This is a genomic window from Microvirga antarctica, from assembly GCF_017921815.1.
GTDB classification, from domain to species: Bacteria; Pseudomonadota; Alphaproteobacteria; order Rhizobiales; family Beijerinckiaceae; genus Microvirga; species Microvirga antarctica.
Genome location: NZ_JAGEMM010000002.1, coordinates 25,274 through 47,729 on the forward strand (window position 1 = coordinate 25,274; position 22,456 = coordinate 47,729).

Consider the following 22,456-nt stretch of genomic DNA (forward strand, 5'->3'; position numbering starts at 1 on the left):
TTTGGGTTAACGACCAGTGACTTAGCCCTGATCTCGGTAAATCTACGGTTAAGCTGACTGATTCTCGCCACAACTGACCGCCACCCCTTGTCACACAGACGCACTGGGGAAGGGTCCGCCGCCCGGCTCGACCTAGCGGGAAAAACCGAATGCCGACTATCGCGATCACGCCGCTTGGCGCGATTCCGCGGCCCATCAAGGGACCGTCACGCAAACACCTCCGCCGCGGCCGACGCGTTGTGCGCATCTGCGCGACGCTCAGCGTCGTTCTGGGCTTCCAGGCCATGGCGGCAGCGCCCGCGGCGATCGCCACGCTGCCAAGCGCTCTCATTGCACGTCCGGCCTCGGCGCCCGCACCGATTCCGGAACTCCGGAAAAACCCGGGACTGTTCCGGTCGATCATCGAGGCGGCGTTTCCGTTCGCGTCAACGGGAAAACCCTTAACCGCGCATCCGGTTCCAACCGATCTCGGGGGTAACCCCGACGAGCTGATCCCGTTCAGCGGCCGCACCGTGCCCCGCTGGCTCGTTCACTCCATCCTGAAGGCGGCCCATGTGACCGGTGTCGATCCGGTTTACATGATGACCCTGGCCGATGTGGAATCGAGCCTGTCGAATGAGGCCCGCGCGCCGACCTCCTCCGCCGAGGGCCTGTTCCAGTTCATCGAGCGGACCTGGCTCGAGGTCGTGCAGGTCCATGCGTCCGATTACGGATTTGCGGCCGCCGCCAAGGCGATCCGCACGATCGACGGCGATCCGGTCGTGGCCGATGAGAAAGACCGCGCCTGGATCCTGAGCCTGCGCACCGACCCGTATTTCTCCGCCCTCATGGCCGGCGAGTTGATCAAGGACGTGGAACGCGCCCTGCAGGCGCAGGGCGAACGTGAATTGTCGGAGGCCGAACTCTATCTGGCGCATTTCCTGGGCGCCGGCAGCGCCGTGCGGTTTCTCGATGTTCTGGATTCCGATCCCAACATGAGCGCGACCCGGCTCTTCCCGAAGGCCGCCAAGGCCAATGCCGGATTGTTCATGGACGGCAAGGGCCGCAAGCGGCGCGCCGTCAGCGTCGCCGAACTCTACAACCGCATCGATTCCAAGATCGTGCGGCGCATGGATCGCTACGAGGATATCGGCCCGATCCTCGCCGAGATCGCGCCCCAGCCCAAGACAGCCGCAGCCCGGCTCGAGGCCTACGCGTCGGTTCAGTAGCGGCGCGCGCCGGTCAGAACGCCTTGAAGGTGATGATCGTATGCGTGTCGGCGATCTCGTCGATGGATTGCACGTTCTTGGCGATGAAATGGCCGATATCGACGCCGTCATCCACGTGGAACTTCGCCAGGATGTCGTAATTGCCGGCGGTGGAATAGATCTCCGAGGCGATTTCCCGGTCGGCCATGGCGCTTGCGACTTCGTAGGTCTTGCCCAGCTTGCATTTGATCTCGACGAAGAAGGTCTGCATGAAGCGCTCCGAATTCCCGTAAATGTCTTTATGGCGCGAAACCGGCGCCGGGTGAAGGTCAGGGCCGTCCGACACTCACGTAGGTGAAGCCGCGGCGGCGCATCTCGTCGGGCCGATAGATGTTGCGCAGGTCGACCACGACGGGATGGGCGAGCGCATTGTGCAGCCGCCCGAGATCGAGCGCCCGGAAGGCGTCCCATTCTGTGACGATGACGAGGGCGTCGGCGCCGCGCGCGCAATCGTAGGCATCGCGGGCATAGTCGACCTCCGGCAGCATGGGCTTGGCCACATGCATGCCCTCGGGATCGTAGGCCCGCACGCTCGCGCCCGCATCCTGCAAGGTCGTGATGATATCCAGCGAGGGCGCATCGCGCATGTCGTCGGTGTTGGGCTTGAAGGTGAGGCCCAGCACCGCGATCGTCTTGCCGCGCACCGAGCCGCCGCAGGCGGTAATCACCTTGCGGCCCATGGCGCGCTTGCGCTGGTCGTTGACGGCCGCGACCGTCTCGATGATGCGGGTTGGCGCCTCGAAATCCTGCGCGGTCTTGATCAGCGCGAGGGTGTCTTTCGGAAAGCACGAGCCGCCATAGCCGGGGCCTGCATGGAGGAACTTGCCGCCAATGCGGTTATCGAGCCCGATGCCGCGCGCCACGTCCTGGACGTTCGCGCCGACCTGCTCGCACAGATCCGCAATCTCGTTGATGAACGTGATCTTGGTGGCGAGAAACGCGTTGGCGGCATATTTCGTGAGCTCCGCGGTGCGTCGCGACGTCACCAGCAGGGGCGACGAGTTGAGGTAGAGCGGCCGGTAGATTTCGGTCATCACGTTGCTGGCGCGCTCGTCCTCGGTGCCGATGACGATCCGGTCGGGGCGTTTGAAATCGGCGATCGCCGCGCCCTCGCGCAGAAATTCCGGGTTCGACACCACGGCGAATTCCGCCTCCGGCCGCGCCTCGCGGATGATCCGCTCGACCTCGTCGCCGGTGCCCACCGGCACGGTCGATTTGGTGACGATGACGGTGTAGCCGGACAGCGACGCGGCGATGTCGCGCGCCGCCTGATACACGTAGGAGAGGTCCGCATGGCCGTCGCCGCGCCGCGACGGCGTGCCGACAGCGATGAACACCGCTTCGGCATCCTTCACCGCCTCGTGCAGGCTGGTGGTGAAGGAGAGCCGCGCGTCGCGCACGTTCTTGGCCACGAGGTCGGACAGCCCGGGCTCGAAGATTGGGATCTCGCCGCGATTGAGCGCGTCGATCTTGGCCGGGTCCTTGTCGACGCAGCAGACGTCGTGACCAAAATCGGCGAAGCAGGCCCCGGACACGAGGCCCACATAGCCTGCTCCGATCATCGTGACACGCATCTGCTCGTCCCTCTTTCAATCTCCGTCCGGTTTAAGCGGGCGGCGGCCTTGCCGCAAGCCATGGCCGAGGTTGGCAGACCTGTTGCGGAAAGCTTTGACTCCGTCGAAGCCTCGGCACACAAGACCGCCAATCAATCCTGAGGCAATCTATGGGCAATCCCTTTCTCGTCGAGGTCGTGCGCGGCCATTCGGTCGAATCGCGCCACCGCGGCAGTCTGTGCGTGGTGCAAGCCGATGGCGCAACGGTGTTCTCCCTCGGCGACGTCGACCGTCCGGTTTTCCCCCGCTCCGCCGTGAAAGCCCTTCAGGCGCTGCCTCTCATTGAGAGCGGCGCTGCCGATCAATTCGGGCTCACGGACGCGGAAATCGCGCTCGCCTGCGCGTCCCATTCGGGCGAGGAGCGGCATGCGGCGACGGCCGCCTCGATGCTTGCCAAGGTCGGCCGCGATGTAGGGTGCCTCGAATGCGGCAGCCACTGGCCGATGGGCGAGGCCGCCAACCGAGCGCTTGCCGCGAGCGGTGGTACCCCCAATGCCCTGCATAACAACTGTTCGGGCAAGCATGCTGGTTTCGTTTGCCTCGCAAGTGCGTCTGGCGATGATCCGGCCGGCTATGTGACAGCCGCCCACCCGGTCCAGCAGCGGGTGAGGGCGGCGCTGGAGGATATCACCGGCGCCTGCCATGACGAGGAGGCTGGCGGCATCGACGGCTGTTCGATCCCGACCTACGCCATCCCCCTGCCGGCAATGGCTTTCGGCTTTGCCCGCTTCGGCACCGGCGTGGGCGTCTCCGCCGATACCGCCAAGGCCGCAGCCCGCATCCGCAAGGCGGTGGCGCTCAATCCCTTCATGGTGGCCGGAACAGACCGGTTCGACACCAAGGTGATGGAGATCCTGGGCGAGCGCGCCTTCGTCAAGGTCGGGGCGGAGGGCGTCTATTGCGCGGCCCTGCCGGAACTCGGCTACGGCATTGCGCTGAAGATCGATGACGGCGCCACCCGCGCGGCCGAGATCGCGATGGCGGCCCTGCTGCTCCGTTATCTCAAGCTCGACGACACCGAGGCCGCCGCCATCGGTCGCCTGGCTGCGCCCGACAACCTGAACTGGAACGGCATCCGCGTCGGCGCCATGCGGCCCGCCCGGGATATTGCCGGTGCTGGGCGCTAGGTGATGTCAGGCGCCGGGCCTGTATAACGCGCCCGCGGCCTGATCAGGCGCCCGGTCTGGAATTGCTCCAGCGCATGGGCGATCCAGCCGGTGCAGCGGGCGGCAGCGAAAATCTGGAACGGCCCGTCGTCGTCAAGCCGCAGGATCTCGCTCAGCGCGGTGAGTGCGAAGTCGATATTGGAGACCTCGCCGGTGATCGCCTGCGTGGTCTGGCTCACCTCCGCGAACGCGGCTGGCAGCGTGAAGGCCGCGAGCAGGCAGCGCGCCCGCGGATCGCCAGCGGGATAGAGCGGGTGGCCGAAGCCCGGTATGGGCGCTCCGGTTGCGAGCCGGGCGCGGACGGCGCGCGCGGTGCCGTCGCGCTGCGTCTCGTCGAAGAAGGCCCGGACGCGGCGCGCCATACCGCCATGAAGAGGACCCGACAAAGCCGAAAGCCCGGCGAGCACGCACGCCGCCAGGGACGCGCCGGTTGAGGCCGTGACCCGCACCGCGAACGTCGACGCGTTGAGTTCGTGGTCGGCCAGCAGCACCAACGCTATGCGGATCAACGCCGCGCCGTCCGCATCGCAACCCCACGCGCGTCCGATGCGCTCATGGATGGGTCCTTCGCCGGGGCCGCCGGCCACGGCATCGACCAGCCCGTCGAGCACCGAGGCCGCCTCGAGGTAAAGGGCCTTCGGCGTGCGGCCGGCGATCACCGGGTCGGCGGCGGCGCGCGCCGCCATCAGAGCGAACATGCGCTGCTGGCCTGTTCCCGCCGGGATGATGCTCGCCTGGGTCGGGAAGCGCGCCTCGCCACAGGCCCACAGAAGCCGGGCGATATCCTCGAGCCGCGCCGTCTGCGCCAGCATCTCGGCGTCCTGCCCGCGATACCAGAGCCGCCCGTGGGCGATCGTGGTGATGCTGGAGGCCAGCACCGGTTCGCCCCAGGCGATCGCATCCTCGGCGATGGTCGCGCCGCGGCGTCCTCGCGTCTTGCGGTATTCCAGCCGGCCGATATCGGCCGCCCGATAGAGTTTTTTGCGCGGATCGGCGTCGTCCGCCCGTGCCTCGATCCGTCCCCGGCTCACATAGGCGTAGAGCGTCTGCGGTTTCAGCCGCAAACGCCGCATCACTTCCTGGGCCGTCAACCAGTCGCTCATTGCCATACATTGATTATATTGATCAATCTTGATTGTAGTCTCGGGCGGCGCAACTCTCAAGCCTCAGGTGTGAGGGAGTTTTCGAGATGATGGGCGGACTTGACGATGTGGTGGCGGCGCAGACCGTGCTTTCCGAGGTGGACGGTGCGGCCGGCCGGCTGATCATTCGCGGCCATCGGCTCGACGATCTGGCCGGGCACACAACCTTCGCCGAGGCGGCGGAGCTGATGCTGGACGGGTTTTTCCCCGATCTTCCTTCAGGTGGAGACTTCGCGGCGGCGCTGGGCCGCGCCCGTGTCGCGGTCTTCGCGGAGGTGGCGGGGCTCGATGCAACGCTCATCGGGCGCTCGCCGATCGAGGCGGTCCGCGCATTGATGGCGCGTCTTGCCGATGGGGACGATCTGGCCACCGCCCTGCGTCTTCTTGCAGCGCCCGCCGTCTTCACGCCGGCCGTCATCCGCGCGCAGCGGGGATTGGCGCCGCTCGCGCCTGACGCGTCGCTGTCTCACGCGGCCGATATCCTGCGCATGTTGAAGGGTGTGGCCGCACCGGAAGTGCAGGCGGAAGCCCTCGACACGTATCTGGTCACCGTCTGCGACCATGGGCTGAACGCCTCGACCTTCGCGGCCCGGGTCGTCGCCTCGACGCAGGCCGGTTTGACCTCGGCGGTGCTGGCGGGCCTGAGCGCGCTCAAAGGCCCGCTCCATGGCTGCGCGCCGGGACCGGTGATCGAGATGCTCGACGCTATCGGCGAGGCCTCCAACGCCCGCACCTGGCTGGAGGCGGCCCTTGCCCGCGGCGACCGCCTGATGGGCTTCGGCCACCGCATCTATCGTGTCCGCGATCCGCGCGCCGATGCATTGAAGCGCGCGATCGGCAAACTCGGCGCCAGCGCGGGACGGCTTGCCTATTCGGAAGCCGTGGAAGCCGCAGCGCTCGCCATCCTGCGCGAGCGCAAGCCCACCCGGTCGCTGCAAACAAATGTGGAGTTCTACACGGCGCTTCTGCTCGAGGCGCTCGCCTTTCCGCCAGACAGTTTCACCTGCGTCTTCGCCATGGGCCGCACCCTCGGCTGGATCGCCCATGCGCAGGAGCAGATCGCCAGCGGACGGCTGATCCGCCCACAATCGGTTTATGTGGGACCCGCGCCGCAACAGGCGGCGTGATCCGGCTAAAGCTTCAACAGCCCGATGATCTCGTCTGCGCCGGCGGTCGGCGAGAGTGTGCCGTCGGCGATGCCGGCCTCGATGGCCGGCACGCGTTGGCGCAAGGCCGCGTCCTGCCTCAACCGGTCGTGCAGGCGCTCGTGCACCAGCGCCCACATCCACTTGGTATCCTGACCGCGCCGCTTTTCGGCAAGTTCGCCGGTCGCCTCAAGCCGGCTGCGATGGTCGAGGATCTTGTCCCAGAGGAGATCGAGTCCCTGGCCTGTGAGGCCCGAGATGGTCACCACCGGCGGGGTCCAGCTAGCCGAGGCGGGCGTGAGGATGTGGAGGGCCGCCTGATACTCCGCTGCGGCGGCTTTGGCGCGCATGCCTGCATCGTCCGCCTTGTTGACGGCGATCATGTCGGCGAGTTCGAGAATGCCCTTCTTGATCCCCTGCAACTCGTCGCCGGCGCCGGGCAGCATGAGCACGAGAAAGAAATCGGTGAGATCGGCCACCGCCGTCTCCGATTGGCCGACGCCCACCGTCTCCACCAGAATCACGTCGAAGCCTGCCGCCTCGCAGAGCAGCATCGCCTCGCGGGTCTTGGCCGCGACCCCGCCGAGAGTCCCCGAGGACGGGGAGGGGCGAATGAAGGCGTCGGGATCGCCCGAAAGCTTCGCCATGCGGGTCTTGTCGCCGAGGATGGCCCCGCCGCTGCGGGTCGAGGTCGGGTCGACCGCGAGCACCGCCACCTTGTGGCCGCGGGCCGTGAGCAGGCTCCCTAGCGTATCGATCGCAGTGGATTTGCCGACGCCGGGGACGCCGGTGATTCCCACCCGCACCGCTTTTCCCGTGCGGGGCATCAAAGCTTGCAGCAGGTCGCGGGCTTTCGCCCGGTGGTCCGCGCGGCGCGATTCCATCAGCGTGATGGCGCGCGCCAGCACGGCGCGGTCGCCCCGCGCGACGGCCTCCGCATTAATGGTTCTCAGGGGATCTGCTGGCCCGGTCATGAAAAAGCTCTAGCGCGTTCGCGGCGCCTATTCACCAGATGATCGGGTCCATGCCGATCCGTCCCCAGCCGGGAAGCTTGAGGGCGGGCCGGCGGATGTCGATGCCGGCGACGAGGCCGAGGAAATCCACCTCGAAGCCCTCGATCCACCCAATCGTCAGGCCCGCATAGCCGCCGAGCGAGATCTGTATTCCGGTGCGGCTCGGGGTGAGGCCGACAATATCCCGCAGGGGCTGCCAGTTCTTGCCCAGGGCGGTGGGCGGGAGGGCAGCGCTGAGCGCCGGCACGGAGCGCATGATATGCGCCACGAAGGTGTTGGAGTTCGGCCCCGGGAAGGCGTGATAGTCGCCGGACACCCGATAGGGATAGCTCGCCACCGCGGCCTGGATCTGCGGAATGAGTCGTTGGGCTGCCTCGCCCTCGATGAGGACGATCGGGCGAGGCGCGTTGCCGAACCAGCGTCCATCCGGCGCCCAGCCATTGGTGCGCACCGGACTGCCCCAGCCGACCTTGTCATAGCGGGTGTAGCGGGCGCTGCCTGCCTCCTTCACCACCACCCAGGTGTGATGGGCGAAGATGCCGCGCCACCGGCCGACGCGGGCCGCGTAGATCGCCACGATCGCCTGCGGGGCTGCGGCGGGCTCGGGCAGGAGCTTGGCGCTCGACCAGTCCGCGCCCCGGTAATTGGCCGCCACATCCTCGCGCATCCCCCACCAGAGGGCATGGGCGCCAAGCGGGAGGAAGAACAGACCGAGGATGACGAGGAGAATGCGGGCGAGGAACATCACGGCCGATTTAGGCCTCACGGGGCGGCGCATCAAGCGGCCCGGTGTTCACCAATGATTGACCACGTTGCCTGAGAGATCGTCGCAGGCCTTCGTCCTGCCTTGCGCCCGCCATGATCCGACGCGACAGAGCGGATCGCCTTGTCACCTCCAACCCCCGGCCCCATGTCCCATCCCGCCCGTCGCTCCGTCGTCATCGCTTTCGCGACTCTCGCCCTGTCCGGCTGTCTCGGCGGCGAATCGATCCTGCCCGGCGTTCCCACCTCGCCGCGCGCCGGACTTTCCAACGATCCCCGCCTTCTGGTGGCCACGACCCGGCTTCCGGTCAGCGATCCGATCAAGAAGCCATGGTTCAGTGCGCAGCGCTCGGCCGACATGGTGTTTGCGGAGGCGCGGCTCACCCCGCCCGACCGCTCCCTGATGGGCCGCGTCACCTCCGGCGGCTGGAGCATCGCATCGGTGGATTCGATTGACCGCAGCACCGCGGCGCAATCCTTCGCCCAGGCGGCGCTCGGGCGCGACCTGCTGCTGTATATTCACGGTTACAAGGAAAGCTTCGAGACCGCCGCCACCTCGACCATCGAATTGTCGGAGGGCATCCGCTTTCCCGGCGCGACCGGGCTCTTCACCTGGCCGTCGGCCGGCTCGACGTTCAGCTATGTGAGCGACCGCGAAAGCGCCATGTGGTCCCGCGATGCGCTGGAGGATCTGCTCTCGGCCATCGCCAAGTCACCGAGCGGTGGGCGCATCCACATCGTCGCCCACAGCATGGGCACGTTGCTGACGCTCGAGACCCTGCGCATGCTGCGCGGATCGGGCGGCGAGGGCGCCATGTCGCGCATCGGCGCGGTGGTGATGGCGGCCCCCGACATCGACATCGACCTGTTCGCCCGCGGCCTCGAGCGGCTTGGACCCGACGCCCAGAAAATCACCGTCATCAGTTCCACCAACGACCGGGCGCTCGCCATGTCGAGCAGGCTCGCGGGCGGCATCGTGCGCGCGGGCGCCGCAGACCGCGAGCGACTGGAATCGCTGGGCGTGCGCGTCGCCGACGCCTCCGAATTCGGCGGCGGCATCATCAACCACGATCTCTTCCTGTCGAACCCGGAAGTGCAGCAGGTGGTCAAGCGCGCGATCGACCGGGCGAATTGACCGGGCGACTGCGCATCATGCTACGCGGCCCCGATTGACGTTCTTGCGCACCCACTCTTCCATACAATCGATGAGTTCGCCGACGGGAAGATTTTCGATATCCTTCGGGCTGAAACCTCTGGCCGCCAGAGCGTCATCATTGTCGGCCATGAAGTCGTTGAAGCGGCCCCAGATTTTCGTCGCTCCATCCGCTTGCAGTTTTGCGGCGGTGCTCAGCCAGTTGCGGACCTCGGAGGTGAGCTGGGAAGGCTCATTGTCGTGGACGGCAATGTCCGAATTCGACAGGTCCGAAATGGCGGCCTGATACCGGTAGCGTTCGGCCTCAAGGATCAGGCAGGATTTACGCGCGTGGTGCCCTCCTTTGAACAGCCGGCAACCGACATCGAGGCCGAGTTCGAACGGCATGTTGAGGCGGAAGTACTCACCGGCCTTCTCGGCCTTCAGCCGTGAGAGATCATGGATCGCGAATCGCGATTGCTCGATGAGTGAGATGATCTTGCGGATCCGCGCTTCGCCGGAATCGAGTGATTCCAACGCGATGCGAGGCTTGAGACCCATGTAGCAGATGGTGAACAGAAGCGGTCGGAGGAGCGGATAGTACGATCTGTCGAACGGACAGTTGACGAAGACATTCGTGTCAAACGTCATCGCGGACTAGCGTCTGTCGCGTGCCGTATCGATGCTTGCGCCATAGCTATCTTTATTCCGAACCGTCCCGTCGCGACGATGGACATAAAGTTCCGTGCCGTCCTTCTTGGCCGATTCCTTGGCGTACTTTACGGCTGCGGCTTGGCTGTCGAAGGTCTTCGAGGCCCGCGAAGCACCTGTCAGTCTGACGCTCCACCGGCCACTCGGGCTGGCGATGACGTGACGTGCTCTCTTGGACATTTCAGTTCCCATGCCGACGAGAGATACAGTTGCATCGGAGAAGGGTCAAGTCCGTGCCCCTACTCCGCCGCCTGCTTCGGCCCGTAGCCCAGCCGGCGATTGAGGTCCTCGATGAGGCCCACGGCGGCGTCGGCGATGACGGTGCCGGGGGGGAAGATCGCCGAGGCGCCGGCGGCGTAGACGGCCTCGAAATCCTGCTGCGGGATGACGCCGCCGACGACGATCATGATGTCGTCGCGTCCGTATTTCGCAAGCTCCGCTTTCAGCTCCGGCACCAGGCTCAGATGGCCGGCGGCGAGCGACGAGACGCCGACGATATGGACGTCGTTCTCGATGGCCTGACGGGCGGCTTCGGCAGGGGTCGCGAAGAGCGGGCCGATATCCACGTCGAAGCCGAGATCGGCAAAGGCCGATGCGATCACCTTCTGGCCGCGGTCGTGCCCGTCCTGGCCCATCTTGGCCACGAGAATGCGCGGGCGCCGTCCGTCATTGGCCTCGAAATCCTCGACCAGACGGCGCACCTGTTCGATCACCGGCTGCGACATGCCCATCTCCCGCTTGTAGACGCCCGAGATCGATTTGATCGACGCCACGTGCCGGCCCCAGACCTTTTCGAGCGCGTCGGAAATCTCGCCAACCGTCGCCTTGGCGCGCGCGGCTTTCACCGCGAGGTCAAGGAGGTTCGCCTCGGTGCCGGCAGCACCTTCCGACAAGGCGGCAAGTGCTGCATCGACATCGCTCTGCACGCGTTCGGCGCGCAGCCGTTTCAGTTTGTCGATCTGCTGCGCGCGCACTGACGCGTTGTCGACCTTGAGGATGTCGATGGTCGCTTCGTCGGTGGACTTGAAGCAATTGACGCCGATGATCTTCTGATGGCCGGAATCGATGCGGGCCTGCGTGCGGGCGGCGGCTTCCTCGATGCGCAGTTTGGGGATTCCCGCCTCGATGGCCTTCGCCATGCCGCCGAGGCTTTCGACCTCCTGGATATGCGCCCACGCTTTTTCGGCGAGATCGTGCGTCAGCTTTTCCACGTAATAGGAGCCGCCCCACGGGTCGATGATGCGCGTCGTGCCGCTTTCCTGCTGCAGGAAGAGCTGCGTGTTGCGCGCGATGCGGGCGGAAAAATCCGTCGGCAGCGCCAGCGCTTCGTCGAGCGCGTTAGTGTGCAGGGATTGCGTGTGGCCTTGGGTGGCGGCCATCGCCTCGATGCAGGTGCGCACCACGTTGTTGAATACGTCCTGCGCGGCAAGCGACCAGCCGGACGTCTGCGAATGAGTGCGCAGGGGCAGGGATTTCTCGCTCTTGGGATCGAACTCCTTAACGAGCCGCGCCCAGATCAGGCGCGCGGCGCGCATCTTGGCGACTTCCATGAAGAAGTTCATGCCCACCGCCCAGAAGAACGACAGGCGCGGCGCGAACTGGTCGATGGTCAGGCCCGCCGCGAGACCAGCGCGGATATACTCGACGCCGTCGGCCAGCGTGTAGGCGAGTTCGAGGTCCTGCGTCGCGCCCGCTTCCTGCATGTGGTAGCCGGAAATCGAGATCGAATTGAATTTCGGCATATGGGCGGACGTGTAGGCGAAGATGTCCGAGATGATGCGCATCGACCCCTTGGGCGGGTAGATGTAGGTGTTGCGCACCATGAACTCTTTGAGAATGTCGTTCTGGATTGTGCCCGACAGCTGGTCGGCCGACACGCCCTGTTCCTCGGCCGCCACGATGTAGAGCGCGAGGATCGGCAGCACCGCGCCGTTCATGGTCATCGACACGCTCATGCGATCGAGCGGGATGCCGGAAAACAGCGTGCGCATGTCGTAGATCGAGTCGATGGCAACGCCCGCCATGCCCACATCGCCCGACACCCGCGGATGGTCGCTGTCATAGCCGCGATGGGTCGCGAGATCGAACGCGACGGACAGGCCCTTCTGGCCCGCCGCCAGATTGCGCCGATAGAAGGCGTTCGAGTCTTCCGCCGTCGAGAACCCCGCATATTGGCGGATGGTCCAGGGCTGGTTGACGTACATGGTCGGGTAGGGGCCGCGCAGGTATGGGGCGATGCCCGGAAAGGTGTCGAGAAAATCGATGCCGGCGCGATCCTCGGGTCCGTAGACGGGCTTGACCGGAATGCCCTCCGGCGTCAGCCACGCCTCACCAGCGCGTGGCGCAAAATCCGCAGCGCTGTCGTTCGTCCAATCGAGACCGGCAAAATTCGGGATGCGAGACATCTGACCGCGATTACCTTTGACAACAACTGAGACGAGCCCGCCTCATTTTAGGGCATTCGACCGGTCAGCGCTACCGAGCGCGAGGGTGAGCGCCTGATCGAGGCAAGCGAGAACGTCGCAGCCCAGATGGACGAACCCGGCAGCGCCCGCTGCGCTCAGCGACTCGCCAAGGTCCCCCGGCCGACCGGCGACATAGATGGCCGCTGCGCCCGCAGCCTTCAGCGCCGCGACCGCCGCCACGCCGTCTGTCTGGTAGGCCTCGTCCGGCGCGCAGAGGCAGGCAAGCGAAGCGCCGCTTGTGCGGAAGGCGTCAAGCAGTGTGGCGAGCGTCTGGTCGCCGTCTGCCATCACGGTCTCGATCCCGCCGGCCTCGAACAGGTTCTTGGCGAAAGTCGCCCGCGCCGTGAAGCTGGCTGGGCGGCCGAGCGTCGCGAGAAACAAGCGCGGCGGGCTGCCGGTCTTGGCCGCATGGGCATCGGCCCGGTCGCGCAGAAGCTCGAAGGGTTCGGCATCGCGCGAGGAGGGCAGGGGCGCGACCGCCACCGGGTCCGGACCGTTGGCGGTTTTGGCAAGGTCGGACAGGCTGGAGCCCGCGGCCGCATCCGCGATCAGGCCCGAAAACGGCGTCGGGCTCGCGGGCGCGGCAGGCTCTCCGGCGGGGGAACGGGAGGAGTTTGCGGCAGGCGGCCACAAGGGCGAGGGCCTGAGAACCGCAACCGGGCCCTCATGGAGGTTGGGAAACTCGCTGGTGCCGGTGATGGGGTCCCGGCGCGTGGCAATGTCCTTGTCGCGGGTGGCGCGGGTCGCCGCGATGTCGCGCTGGAGCGCGCCGGTCTTGAGAATTTCGAGAAGGCCGCCATCGCGCTCGATCCCCTGGAAGATCGCCCAGGCCTTCTCGCACAAGGCATCGGTCAGCGCCTCGAACCCACCCGCGCCGGAGGCCGGGTCCTCGACCCGGGCGAGATGGGCCTCCTCCAACAGGATGAGATGGGTGTTGCGTGCCACCCGCCGGGCGAAGGCATCCGGCAGACCGAGGGCTGCCGTAAAGGGCAGGATGGTGATGGCGTCGGCGCCGCCAAGACCGGCCGAAAAAGTCGACAGCGTCGCCCGCAGCATGTTGACCCACGGATCGCGCCGCGTCGTCGTCCGCCAGGACGTTTCCGCATGAAGCCGGACCGGCCTCGGGGTCAGGCCGCAGGCCTGCTCGACACGGGCCCACAGGCATCGAAGCGCCCTGAATTTCGCCACCGTGAGAAACTCGTCGGAATCCGCCACGAGCAGGAAGGAGAGCGCGTCCCGTCCAGTCTCGAGCGGCACGCCGCCAGCCTCCAGCGCCCGCCAATAGGCGACGCCCGTGGCGAGCACGGCCGCCAGCTCCATGGCCTCGCTTCCGCCGGCCTCGTGATAGGGCCGTCCGTCAGCGAGGAACGTGCGGCCCGCAAAGCCACGGTCCGTGAGCGCCTGCTGGGTCTCGACCATCCGGGTCGCAACAATGTCCCAGGAGGTCGACAGCACGCCGCTCGCTGCCATTGCGCCGAGCGGATCAAGGCCGAGATCGACCGAGAGGCTGGCGAGCGCGTGGCCGCGTTTGTCCGCGAGCGCCACGAAGAGCGCCGCGAGCTGCCGGCCGCGCCCGCCCGCATCGAGCCGCAGGTGGATGAGATCGAGCATCACCCCGGACAGGGCCCGGTCGAGGTCTTCCACGGTGCCGAGGGAAAGGCCGAAGCCGCGCGCGGCAGGGGCCCGGTCGCAGACGAGGGTGAGGGAATCCGCGCCCCCGGCCAGGTCCGTCAGCGCAAGGGCATTGGCCTCGGCGAGATCCGGATGGTCGACACGCTGGGCGATCCGCCAGGCGCCGGCTGTTTCCCGCTGGACGGGCCGGCTGGCCGCGGCCCGCTCATAGAGGGGCTCGATCGTGATGCCGTCATACGTCCGTCCGACGAGCACCCGCTCGAAATCCGCCCCCTTGAGAACAGTCTCGACCCGTCGGCGCCAGTCCTCGCGGGTCGCTGCCGGAAAGTCGTTGGTCAGGAAAGAGGCGGGGCGCTGATCTGTCATCGGGTCCTGGCAGGCGGTGAACAGGCACGGAATGACGGGCAGACCGCGGGGGTCGTCCCGTCATGGCCTGTGAGTTATCGCAGGCCGCCGGGCCGATGGCCACTCGGCGGCCGCCCGTTTTTTCTCAGCTCAGACGAACTGCGCGAGGCCCGGGATCGAGCCGACGATGGGTCCCATCACGTCCTCGCCGGCCTTTTCGCGGCCGAAGGCGAGCAGTTCGTGGCCGAGCGGCTGCATCTGGCCCATCGACACGCCGGCGCCCATCAGCTTGCTGCCGAGCGCCATGACGCCGCCGCCGAGCGATCCCATCATGCCCATGAGGCCCCCGCCGCCACCCGATTCCGCCAGCGCGATGGCGTCGGCAGCGCCCGGAAAGGCCGCCAGAAGCTGGTTGACCTCTGCGGCCGGGCCCTCCTTCTGGAGATAGGCGAGAATGATGCCGATCGCCTTGCGGGCCGTTTCGGCATCGAGGCCGGTCTTCTCTGTCACCCGTGCGATCAATTCTTCCACGTGATTCTCCTCAACCGTGTCGTGTTCAGGCGATAGTTCGCTGTGCGGCCTCCCGAAATCAAGTGAGACCGGGAGTAGAATCCGACGCGGGCATTGCTTAGAGTCGGCGGCCACGACCGGAGACCGACGATGCGCGAAGACGCCAAGATGCTGGATGGCAAGATGCTGGATGGCAAGATCCTGATCGGCAAAAGCACGAAGCTCGAAACGCTCGACTTGAAGCTCGCCAATCGGCACGGGCTGATCACCGGGGCGACCGGCACCGGCAAGACGGTGTCGCTGCAGGTGCTGGCGGAGGGCTTCTCCAATGCGGGGGTGCCGGTCTTTGCCTCCGACATCAAGGGCGACCTGTCGGGGGTGGCAGCCCCCGGCACCGGCAAGGAGGCCTTCGTCAAGCGCGCCGCGGAAGTGGGCATCGACTACGTGCCGGACCGGTTCCCGGTCGAGTTCTGGGACCTGTTCGGCGAACAGGGGCATCGGGTCCGCGCGACCATCTCCGAAATGGGGCCGCTGCTGCTGTCGCGCCTGCTCGATCTCAACGACACGCAGGAGGGCGTGCTCAACATCGCGTTCCGCATCGCCGACGAGCAGGGCCTGCTGCTGCTCGATCTCAAGGATCTGCGCGCGCTGCTGCAACTCGTGGCCGAAAACGCGCAGGATCTCACCACGACCTATGGCAACGTCTCGAAGGCGACCGTCGGCACCATCCAGCGGCAGTTGCTGGTGCTCGAAAACCAGAAGGGCGAGGAGTTTCTCGGCGAGCCGGCGCTCGACATCAAGGATCTGATGCGCAAGGACCGCGATGGACGCGGTGTCATCAACATCCTGGCGGCCGATCGGCTGATGAACAACCCGCGGCTCTACGCGACCTTCCTGCTCTGGCTGATGTCGGAGCTGTTTGAGGAACTGCCGGAGGTGGGCGATCTCGATCAGCCGAAACTGGTGTTCTTCTTCGATGAAGCCCACCTGTTGTTCAGCGATGCGCCGAAGGTGCTGCTGGAAACGGTGGAGCGCGTGGTCCGGTTGATCCGCTCGAAAGGCGTCGGCGTCTATTTCATCACCCAGAACCCGATGGACGTTCCGGAATCCGTGCTGGCCCAGCTGGGCAACCGGGTGCAGCACGCGCTTCGAGCCTATACGCCGCGCGAACAGAAGGCGGTGCGCGTCGCCGCCCAGACGTTCCGGCAGAATCCCGCTTTCGATACCGAGAAGGCGATCACCGATCTTGGCGTCGGCGAAGCGCTGGTCTCGACCCTCGAGGGCAAGGGCTCGCCCTCCATGGTCGAGCGCACCCTGATCGCGCCGCCCATGGGGCAGGTCGGGCCGATCGATGCGGCCGAGCGCCAACGCATCATCGCGGCCAGTCCACTGCGGGGCAAATACGAGCAGAGCATCGATTCGGAATCGGCCTACGAATTGCTGGCCAAGCGCGCCGAGAAGGCCGCAGCCGACGCGCAGGAAGCCAATGGCAGCGGCGGTCTGCTCGATATGCTGGGCGGCCTGTTCGGCAGCGGGCCGGCCCGCAAGGGTTCCATGACCGTGACGCAGCGTGTCACCCGCGAGGTGACGCGCACCGTCGTCAACCAGACGGTGGGCTCGCTCGCAGCCCAGATCGGCAAATCCATCGGCGGTCGCCAGGGCAGCTCCATCGGCCGCGCCATTGTCCGGGGCACCCTCGGCGGATTGCTGCGACGTTAGCCAGCGGCAGACCCGCCTCAACCTCTCTTGCGACAGCGCTGCTCCTGGGGCTAGCTGTGCGCTCGTTTCAGTCCAGCAGGTAACGCTTCCATCATGTCCCATTCCGACCAAGCCCTCGATCAGGTTCTCGCGCGGATCGATTCCGATCTCGACACCTCGCTCGCCCGCCTTTTCCAGTGGCTCAAAATGCCCTCGATCTCGACCGACCCGGCCTATCAGGACGATTGCCGCCGGGCCGGGCAATGGCTGGTGGACGAACTCAACGGGATGGGCGTCAAGACGGCGCTCCGCGAGACCGGTGGCCATCCGGCCGTCGTCGGGCATGTGGCGGGCGACGCGAAGGCCCATGTGCTGTTCTACGGGCATTACGACGTGCAGCCGGTCGACCCGCTGGACCAATGGGAGACGCCGCCCTTCGAGCCCCGGATGGCGACATTGCCGGACGGCCGCAAGGTCATCAGCGCGCGCGGCGCGTCGGACGACAAGGGGCAGGTGCTGACCTTCGTGGAAGCCTGCCGCGCGTGGAAGGCCGTCACCGGCTCCCTGCCCATCGGCATCACCTTCCTCGTCGAGGGCGCGGAGGAGGACGGGTCGAAGTTCCTGCCGGAATTCGTCGAGGCCAACAAGGACGAGCTGAAGGCCGATGTGGCTTTGGTCTGCGATACGGGCATGTGGGATGGCGCGACGCCTGCCATCACCTCGTCGTTGCGCGGCATGGTCTACCAGGAGGTGATCGTGCGCTGCGCCGACCGGGATCTGCATTCCGGCCAGTTCGGCGGCGCGGCGCGAAACCCCATCCATGTGCTGGCAAAAATCATCGCCGACATTCACGAGGAGTCCGGCCGCATCACCATCAAGGATTTCTACGACGGCGTTCCGGAGACGCCGAGCCAGGTTCTCGAACAATGGAAGCAGCTCAACCTGACGGAGGAGGAGTTCCTCGGTCAGGTCGGGCTGCGGCACTCGGCCGGCGAGAAGGATCGCATGCTCATCGAGCAGATCCAGTCGCGCCCGACCTGCGACGTCAACGGCATCATCGGCGGCTACACGGGCGAGGGCACCAAGACGGTGATCGCGGCCGAAGCGCGCTGCAAGATCTCGTTCCGCCTCGTGGGCGACCAGGACCCTCAGGCGATCTCGGACAATTTCCAGGCTTTCGTGGAAGCGCGCATTCCCGCCGATTGCACGGTGGAGTTCATCCGCCACAAGGGCTCGCGCGCGCAATCGCTGCCGCAGGACTTCCCCGCTCTCATCGCCGCGAAGGCCGCTTTGCATGACGAGTGGAAGGTTGATCCAATCGTCATCGGCATGGGCGGCTCGATCCCCATCGGCGGCGATTTCAAGCGCACGCTCGGCCTCGATACGCTGTTCGTCGGCTTCAGCCTCGACGACGATCGCATTCACTCGCCGAACGAGAAATACGACCTCAAGAGCTTCCACAAGGGAACGAGGTCGTGGGCGCGCATCCTCGCGGCGCTCGCCTCCTGATCAGGTCAGCAGCCGCACCGATGCGGAGCGCGTCGGTGCGGCTGGCGCGCTCACACGATATGAAAATCGTGCGACGTCAGATGGAGATGCTTGTTCACGACCGCGAACTTGACGGCAGCCTTCGCGCCGGTGCCGTCGGCATCGTAGGCAACCACGCCTGATTTGCTGTCATAGAGAATGCGATCGGATGCGTCGTGCGCCTTCGCGCCGATCCAGAAGGCGTCTTTCTTCAGCGTTCCAGCCTTGCCGACCGTCTTGAAGACGGTGCGCGCGAGGTTGATCGTGTCAGACGGCACATGGAAATCGACGATGCGATCGACGTTCTTCTTGCCGTCAAGACGGCTGTCGAAGATGAAGACATCGTTGCCTGCGCCACCGGCCAGGACATCGTTGCTCAGCCCGCCATAGAGCGTGTCGTTGCCGCCGCCACCAGACAAGTGATCTCTCGCTTTTGTCCCGCGCAGAATACGCGGCGTCGTCGTGGGGTGAGGGGTGCCCGTGTTTGCCGGATCGGTCGCCTCCAGCCGATCCTCAACGCCGATGACGAAATGCGCCTTGCAGAACAGCCCGTCGGGATCCGTCGCCGAGATGTCGATGCCGTAGGATGTGCGTGATTCGTAATCGAGGGGCTTTGCCAGAACGAGATTGTCGCCCTGGAGTGAAAACGTTCCGCCGCCATCGTCTTCAACACGAAAGGTGAGTTTGTCGCCATCCGGATCGTAGGCGGACACTTTCCCGACGACAGCGCCCACCGGCGTGGTCTCGGCGATGCTGACGGTCGACAAGAGGACGGTCGCGGGGGGCCTCTCGACGACATCTCCCACATCAATCGTGAACGTGGTGGTGGTGGTGAGCCCGCCGACATCCGTCCCTTCGACGGTGATGACATGCTGATGGGCATCCTCGTAGTCGAGTTTCTTGGCCAGGACGAGCTTGTCGCCGTCGATCCTGAAATAATCGCCGGGATTGGACGTGAGCCGGTAGGTGAGTGAATCTCCCTCAGGGTCTTCTCCGGAAAGGACACCAATCACCTTGTTCAAGGGTGCATTCTCGTTGACGTTGCTTTTGGACAGGATGACGGCGGTCGGTGCCGTGTTGCCGCCGAGAACGATCGTCCGATCTGCGAATTTCGCCACTCTGACGCTGACGAGCTTGTCTTCGCCGTCCCCATCCGTTCGCTGATCTGCGACCAGGAAGGTACCGTCGGTTTGATGGGTCATGACGTAGTTCGCGAAAGCGCCGGAAAAAACCGCCGTATCGGTGCCGTCTCCACCGTCCAAGATGTCGTTGCCGGCGCGGCCCTCCATCGTATCCTGGCCTGCATAGCCGCGCAGCACGTTGATGCCCTGGTTTCCGCGGATCGTGTCATCCCCGCGTCCACCGACGGCATTCTCGATGAGCGACCGGGGATCGTCGTTCGCCAACAGGGCATTGTAGACATTGCCGCGCGCGGTGTAGCTCTCTTCGTTGAGAGAACCGAGCCACGTCCGCTGGGGCTCGCTGAACGTCGAATAGGCACCGGGGTTCAGATCGATCTTCAGGTTCGTCGCGTAGGCGGAGAGATCGTAGGTGTCGGTCCCGCCGCCGTCCCAGATGGTCTCTAAAATCTTGTTGGCGCTGGCATCCGTCACGTCGCCCCCGCCGGGGCGGCCCTGCGCGACGCCGTCGACGATGGCCTCGCCGGTGTCCGGGCTCCAAGTATAAACCGTGTTGGCGGCGCGAAACGTGTAGTTGGCGCCATAGAGATGCTGCAGCCCCGCAATGTCCAGCATCATGTAAGTCTGCGGATAGTGGAACCGATAGGTCTCAGTCGCCGCAAGGGAGCTGGGCTCGACCTCGGGCGCATAATGAGTGGTCATCACGGAATATTCGAGGAAATCCTTGTCGAGCGGCAAGGCGACATCTTCGGGCTCGTCCACAGCGTCGCCGTGCTTCAGCCCCAATGCGTGGGCGAACTCATGCATGGCAGCTTTGTAGCCCCAGGTTCCGATCAGGGGATTGCGGCGCAGGTAGTTCACATCCACGCTGTCGCCGAACCAGACGTCGCCAGCCCGGAAGTCCTGAACTGTGATGGGGTAATAGGCATGTGCGGTCGGATTGCCCTTGGTCGAATGGGCAATCATGATTTCGGTGTCGGCGTATCCCGAGGTTGTCTCGGTGAACACAAGGTTGGTGAAACCTTCGATCGGTGTCAGCCTCATCCAGGGCGTCCCGGCATCGCTCGTGCCATGGATAAATTCGCGCGTCGCCTTTTGCATCTGTGCGGAGACCGGCTGAAAACCGAAGAGCGGTTCAGAATGGCCGCCGTAATCCGTCGCGTAGGCCGAGGCGGTCTGGGGGAACGTATAATTCAGGGTGGTCCGGTCCCAGTGCCACCCTGAGAGCACGCCGTCGACATAGGCGTTTCCCGTACGGTTGTGGTCGTATGAATTGGATGAAACAGCCATGATGCAATCCTGAAATAACATTGCATTATATTTTAGTGCGATTAGCTTGCAAGCCTTCGGGTGGCTCATTACTGGAGAGCGGGCATTTTTGATCTTGGCCCCCGGGGCCTTTGCCTGCATCCCGAGGGGGCTTCCCTTGACGGTTTCGGCCACCCGTTCCCTCGCGGAGCGATGCGCCGCTAGCGGAGAACGAACGACATGGCCTGGTATTCCCAGACTTGGAACTGGTTCGACGGCGCCTGGCATGAGGGCAATCCGCCCATCATCGGCCCGCGCTCGCACGCGGCCTGGATGGGATCGTCGGTGTTTGACGGGGCGCGCGTCTTCGAGGGCGTGATGCCTGATCTCGACCGCCATTGCGCGCGGGTCAATCGCTCGGCCGGCGTGATGGGCCTCGCGCCCACCATGGAGCCGGGACGCATCATGGAACTGGTGCGGGAAGGGGCCGCAAAGTTCGCGCCCGGAACCGCGCTCTACGTCAAGCCGATGTATTGGGGCGAGGCCGAGGGCATGTCCACCATCGTGCCGGATGCGGCCTCGACCCAGTTCTGCCTCACCCTGTACGAGGCGCCCATGCCGGTGCCGGGCGGATTGTCGGTGATGAAATCCAGCTTCCGCCGTCCGACCCTCGACACCATGCCGACCGATGCCAAGGCGGGCTGCCTCTACCCCAACAACGCCCGGGTCCTGCGCGAGGCCAAGCAGAACGGCTTCGACAACGCGCTCGTCTGCGATGCTCTCGGGAACGTTGCGGAAACCGGAACCTCGAACGTGTTCATGGCCAAGGACGGGGTGGTCTTCACGCCGGCGGCCAACGGCACCTTTCTCAACGGCATCACCCGCCAGCGCGTGATCCAGCTGCTGCGCGACGACAAGGTCGAGGTGGTCGAGGGCTTCCTGCGCTTCGAGGATTTCGCGGGCGCCGACGAGGTCTTCGTCTCGGGCAACTATTCCAAGGTCATGCCGGTCTTGCGGATCGACGACCGGCACCTGCAGCCGGGCCGGTTCTACCGGCGGGCGCGCGAGCTGTACTGGGCCTTCGCGCACGACCGGCCGTCCGGCCTCGCCGCCTGACGACCCCAACGGCTTTGTGATCGCGACAACCGGCGTTCCGGGGCCTTTTGAGCGCTAGATTGTCTCCCGTCACGGGAGGGAATCGTCGATGCGTTTCTGGATGCCTTGTGTTCTTGCGGTCGCACTGGCGGCGACGCCCGCCATGGCCGAGCCGGTCGACCTCGAACTGGTTTTCGCGGCGGATGGCTCGGGCTCGATCGATTCCGATGAGTTGCGCCTGCAGCGGCAAGGCTGGGCGGATGCCCTGACGAGCAAGCCCGTGCTGGACGGTATCCGGGACGGCGCGCTGGGCTCCATCGCGGTGGCCTTCATGGAGTGGGGCGGCCCGCAATCGCAGGTGCTGATCGTCGACTGGCATGTCATCCGCGACGAGGCGAGCGCCCGGGTCTTTGCCGATAAACTGGTGGCGGCGCCGCGCGGTGCGAGCGGCTACAACTCCATTTCAAACGCCATCGACTTCTCGGTCCGGCTGGTGGAATCGAACGCCCATGAGGGGACCCGGAAAGTCATCGACGTCTCGGGCGACGGCCCGAACATGAACGGGCGGCCGCTGGCGCAAGTGCGTGCAGAGGCCATCGCGAAGGGTTTCACCATCAATGCCCTGTCGATCCGTCGGCCCGGCGGCCGTCCCGGCGGCCCGGGCGGAATGGCGCTGGAAGATTACTACGCCGCTGAAGTCATCGGCGGCCCGGGAGCATTCGTGGAGGTCGCGGATGAGACGCGGCCCTTCGGGCTGGCGGCGCGCCGGAAGCTGCTGACGGAGATCGCCGGGATCGCGCTCCCTTCTCGACATGCCGGACGCCAGCATTAGCCTGGAAGCCGCCGTGTGAGGCGCTGCAAAACAC

General features: G+C 65.7%; 19 protein-coding genes. 8 read left to right on the top strand and 11 right to left on the bottom strand.

The features are described from left to right. Positions 1-149: 149 nt before the first annotated feature. Complete coding sequence (locus J4G32_RS07435; RefSeq protein ID WP_210485569.1) at positions 150-1,208, top strand: hypothetical protein; 1,059 nt, start codon at positions 150-152, stop codon at positions 1,206-1,208. 13 nt (positions 1,209-1,221) lie between these two features. On the opposite strand, the gene J4G32_RS07440 is transcribed toward J4G32_RS07435, so the two are convergent. Then, positions 1,222-1,458 (bottom strand): Lrp/AsnC ligand binding domain-containing protein, encoded by a 237-nt coding sequence (locus J4G32_RS07440; RefSeq protein ID WP_210485570.1) that lies wholly within the window; start codon positions 1,456-1,458, stop codon positions 1,222-1,224. A gap of 58 nt (positions 1,459-1,516) precedes the next feature. Beyond that, positions 1,517-2,821 (bottom strand): UDP-glucose dehydrogenase family protein, encoded by a 1,305-nt coding sequence (locus tag J4G32_RS07445; RefSeq protein ID WP_210485571.1) that lies wholly within the window; start codon positions 2,819-2,821, stop codon positions 1,517-1,519. Positions 2,822-2,970: 149 nt separating this feature from the next. Between J4G32_RS07445 and J4G32_RS07450 the strand changes: the two genes are divergently transcribed. Beyond that, positions 2,971-3,987: an asparaginase gene (locus J4G32_RS07450; protein WP_210485572.1), complete on the top strand. Its 1,017-nt coding sequence runs from the start codon at positions 2,971-2,973 to the stop codon at positions 3,985-3,987. Here the strand turns inward: J4G32_RS07450 and J4G32_RS07455 are convergent. Continuing rightward, entirely contained in the window at positions 3,984-5,117 is a 1,134-nt protein-coding gene (locus J4G32_RS07455; protein ID WP_246504908.1) for a citrate/2-methylcitrate synthase, read from the bottom strand. The two genes, J4G32_RS07450 and J4G32_RS07455, sit on opposite strands and share 4 nt — an antisense overlap. Positions 5,118-5,215: 98 nt before the next feature. On the opposite strand from J4G32_RS07455, the gene J4G32_RS07460 reads away from it, so the two are divergent. After that, positions 5,216-6,295 carry a citrate synthase/methylcitrate synthase gene (locus J4G32_RS07460; RefSeq protein ID WP_210485574.1) on the top strand — a complete coding sequence of 360 codons (1,080 nt, stop codon included), beginning with the start codon at positions 5,216-5,218 and terminating at the stop codon, positions 6,293-6,295. Positions 6,296-6,300: 5 nt separating this feature from the next. Here the strand turns inward: J4G32_RS07460 and meaB are convergent, their stop codons facing one another. Together meaB and J4G32_RS07470 are read right to left on the bottom strand one after the other, a co-directional pair. Next, positions 6,301-7,287: a methylmalonyl Co-A mutase-associated GTPase MeaB gene (meaB, locus tag J4G32_RS07465; protein ID WP_210485575.1), complete on the bottom strand. Its 987-nt coding sequence runs from the start codon at positions 7,285-7,287 to the stop codon at positions 6,301-6,303. Positions 7,288-7,318: 31 nt separating this feature from the next. Further along, on the bottom strand, positions 7,319-8,104 hold the full coding sequence (locus J4G32_RS07470; protein ID WP_210485576.1) for a DUF3750 domain-containing protein: 786 nt from the start codon (positions 8,102-8,104) through the stop codon (positions 7,319-7,321). Positions 8,105-8,236: 132 nt separating this feature from the next. On the opposite strand from J4G32_RS07470, the gene J4G32_RS07475 reads away from it, so the two are divergent. After that, a complete protein-coding gene (locus J4G32_RS07475; protein ID WP_210490913.1) occupies positions 8,237-9,223 on the top strand; it encodes an alpha/beta hydrolase in 987 nt (328 codons plus the stop codon). A gap of 15 nt (positions 9,224-9,238) precedes the next feature. On the opposite strand, the gene J4G32_RS07480 is transcribed toward J4G32_RS07475, so the two are convergent. The 5 genes from J4G32_RS07480 to J4G32_RS07500 form a co-directional block, all read right to left on the bottom strand. Then, entirely contained in the window at positions 9,239-9,871 is a 633-nt protein-coding gene (locus J4G32_RS07480; protein WP_210485577.1) for a hypothetical protein, read from the bottom strand. Between the two features lie 6 nt (positions 9,872-9,877). After that, complete coding sequence (locus tag J4G32_RS07485) at positions 9,878-10,111, bottom strand: DUF2188 domain-containing protein (RefSeq protein ID WP_210485578.1); 234 nt, start codon at positions 10,109-10,111, stop codon at positions 9,878-9,880. Positions 10,112-10,170: 59 nt separating this feature from the next. Continuing rightward, complete coding sequence (gene scpA / locus J4G32_RS07490) at positions 10,171-12,336, bottom strand: methylmalonyl-CoA mutase (protein WP_210485579.1); 2,166 nt, start codon at positions 12,334-12,336, stop codon at positions 10,171-10,173. A gap of 42 nt (positions 12,337-12,378) precedes the next feature. Then, positions 12,379-14,394, bottom strand: a complete 2,016-nt coding sequence (locus J4G32_RS07495; RefSeq protein ID WP_210485580.1) for a methylmalonyl-CoA mutase subunit beta — start codon at positions 14,392-14,394, stop codon at positions 12,379-12,381. A gap of 129 nt (positions 14,395-14,523) precedes the next feature. Next, a complete protein-coding gene (locus J4G32_RS07500) occupies positions 14,524-14,904 on the bottom strand; it encodes a DUF2267 domain-containing protein (RefSeq protein ID WP_210485581.1) in 381 nt (126 codons plus the stop codon). 129 nt (positions 14,905-15,033) lie between these two features. On the opposite strand from J4G32_RS07500, the gene J4G32_RS07505 reads away from it, so the two are divergent. Continuing rightward, positions 15,034-16,602, top strand: coding sequence for a helicase HerA-like domain-containing protein (locus tag J4G32_RS07505; protein WP_425515503.1), 1,569 nt, complete (start codon positions 15,034-15,036; stop codon positions 16,600-16,602). Positions 16,603-16,695: 93 nt separating this feature from the next. Next, on the top strand, positions 16,696-18,090 hold the full coding sequence (locus tag J4G32_RS07510) for a M20/M25/M40 family metallo-hydrolase (protein WP_210485582.1): 1,395 nt from the start codon (positions 16,696-16,698) through the stop codon (positions 18,088-18,090). A gap of 50 nt (positions 18,091-18,140) precedes the next feature. On the opposite strand, the gene J4G32_RS07515 is transcribed toward J4G32_RS07510, so the two are convergent. Further along, complete coding sequence (locus J4G32_RS07515) at positions 18,141-20,537, bottom strand: cadherin domain-containing protein (protein ID WP_210485583.1); 2,397 nt, start codon at positions 20,535-20,537, stop codon at positions 18,141-18,143. A gap of 198 nt (positions 20,538-20,735) precedes the next feature. Here J4G32_RS07515 and J4G32_RS07520 point away from each other — a divergent pair, with 198 nt between their 5' ends. After that, entirely contained in the window at positions 20,736-21,611 is an 876-nt protein-coding gene (locus J4G32_RS07520; RefSeq protein WP_210485584.1) for a branched-chain amino acid aminotransferase, read from the top strand. Between the two features lie 88 nt (positions 21,612-21,699). Next, complete coding sequence (locus tag J4G32_RS07525) at positions 21,700-22,422, top strand: DUF1194 domain-containing protein (protein ID WP_210485585.1); 723 nt, start codon at positions 21,700-21,702, stop codon at positions 22,420-22,422. The last annotated feature ends 34 nt before the right edge of the window (positions 22,423-22,456 follow it).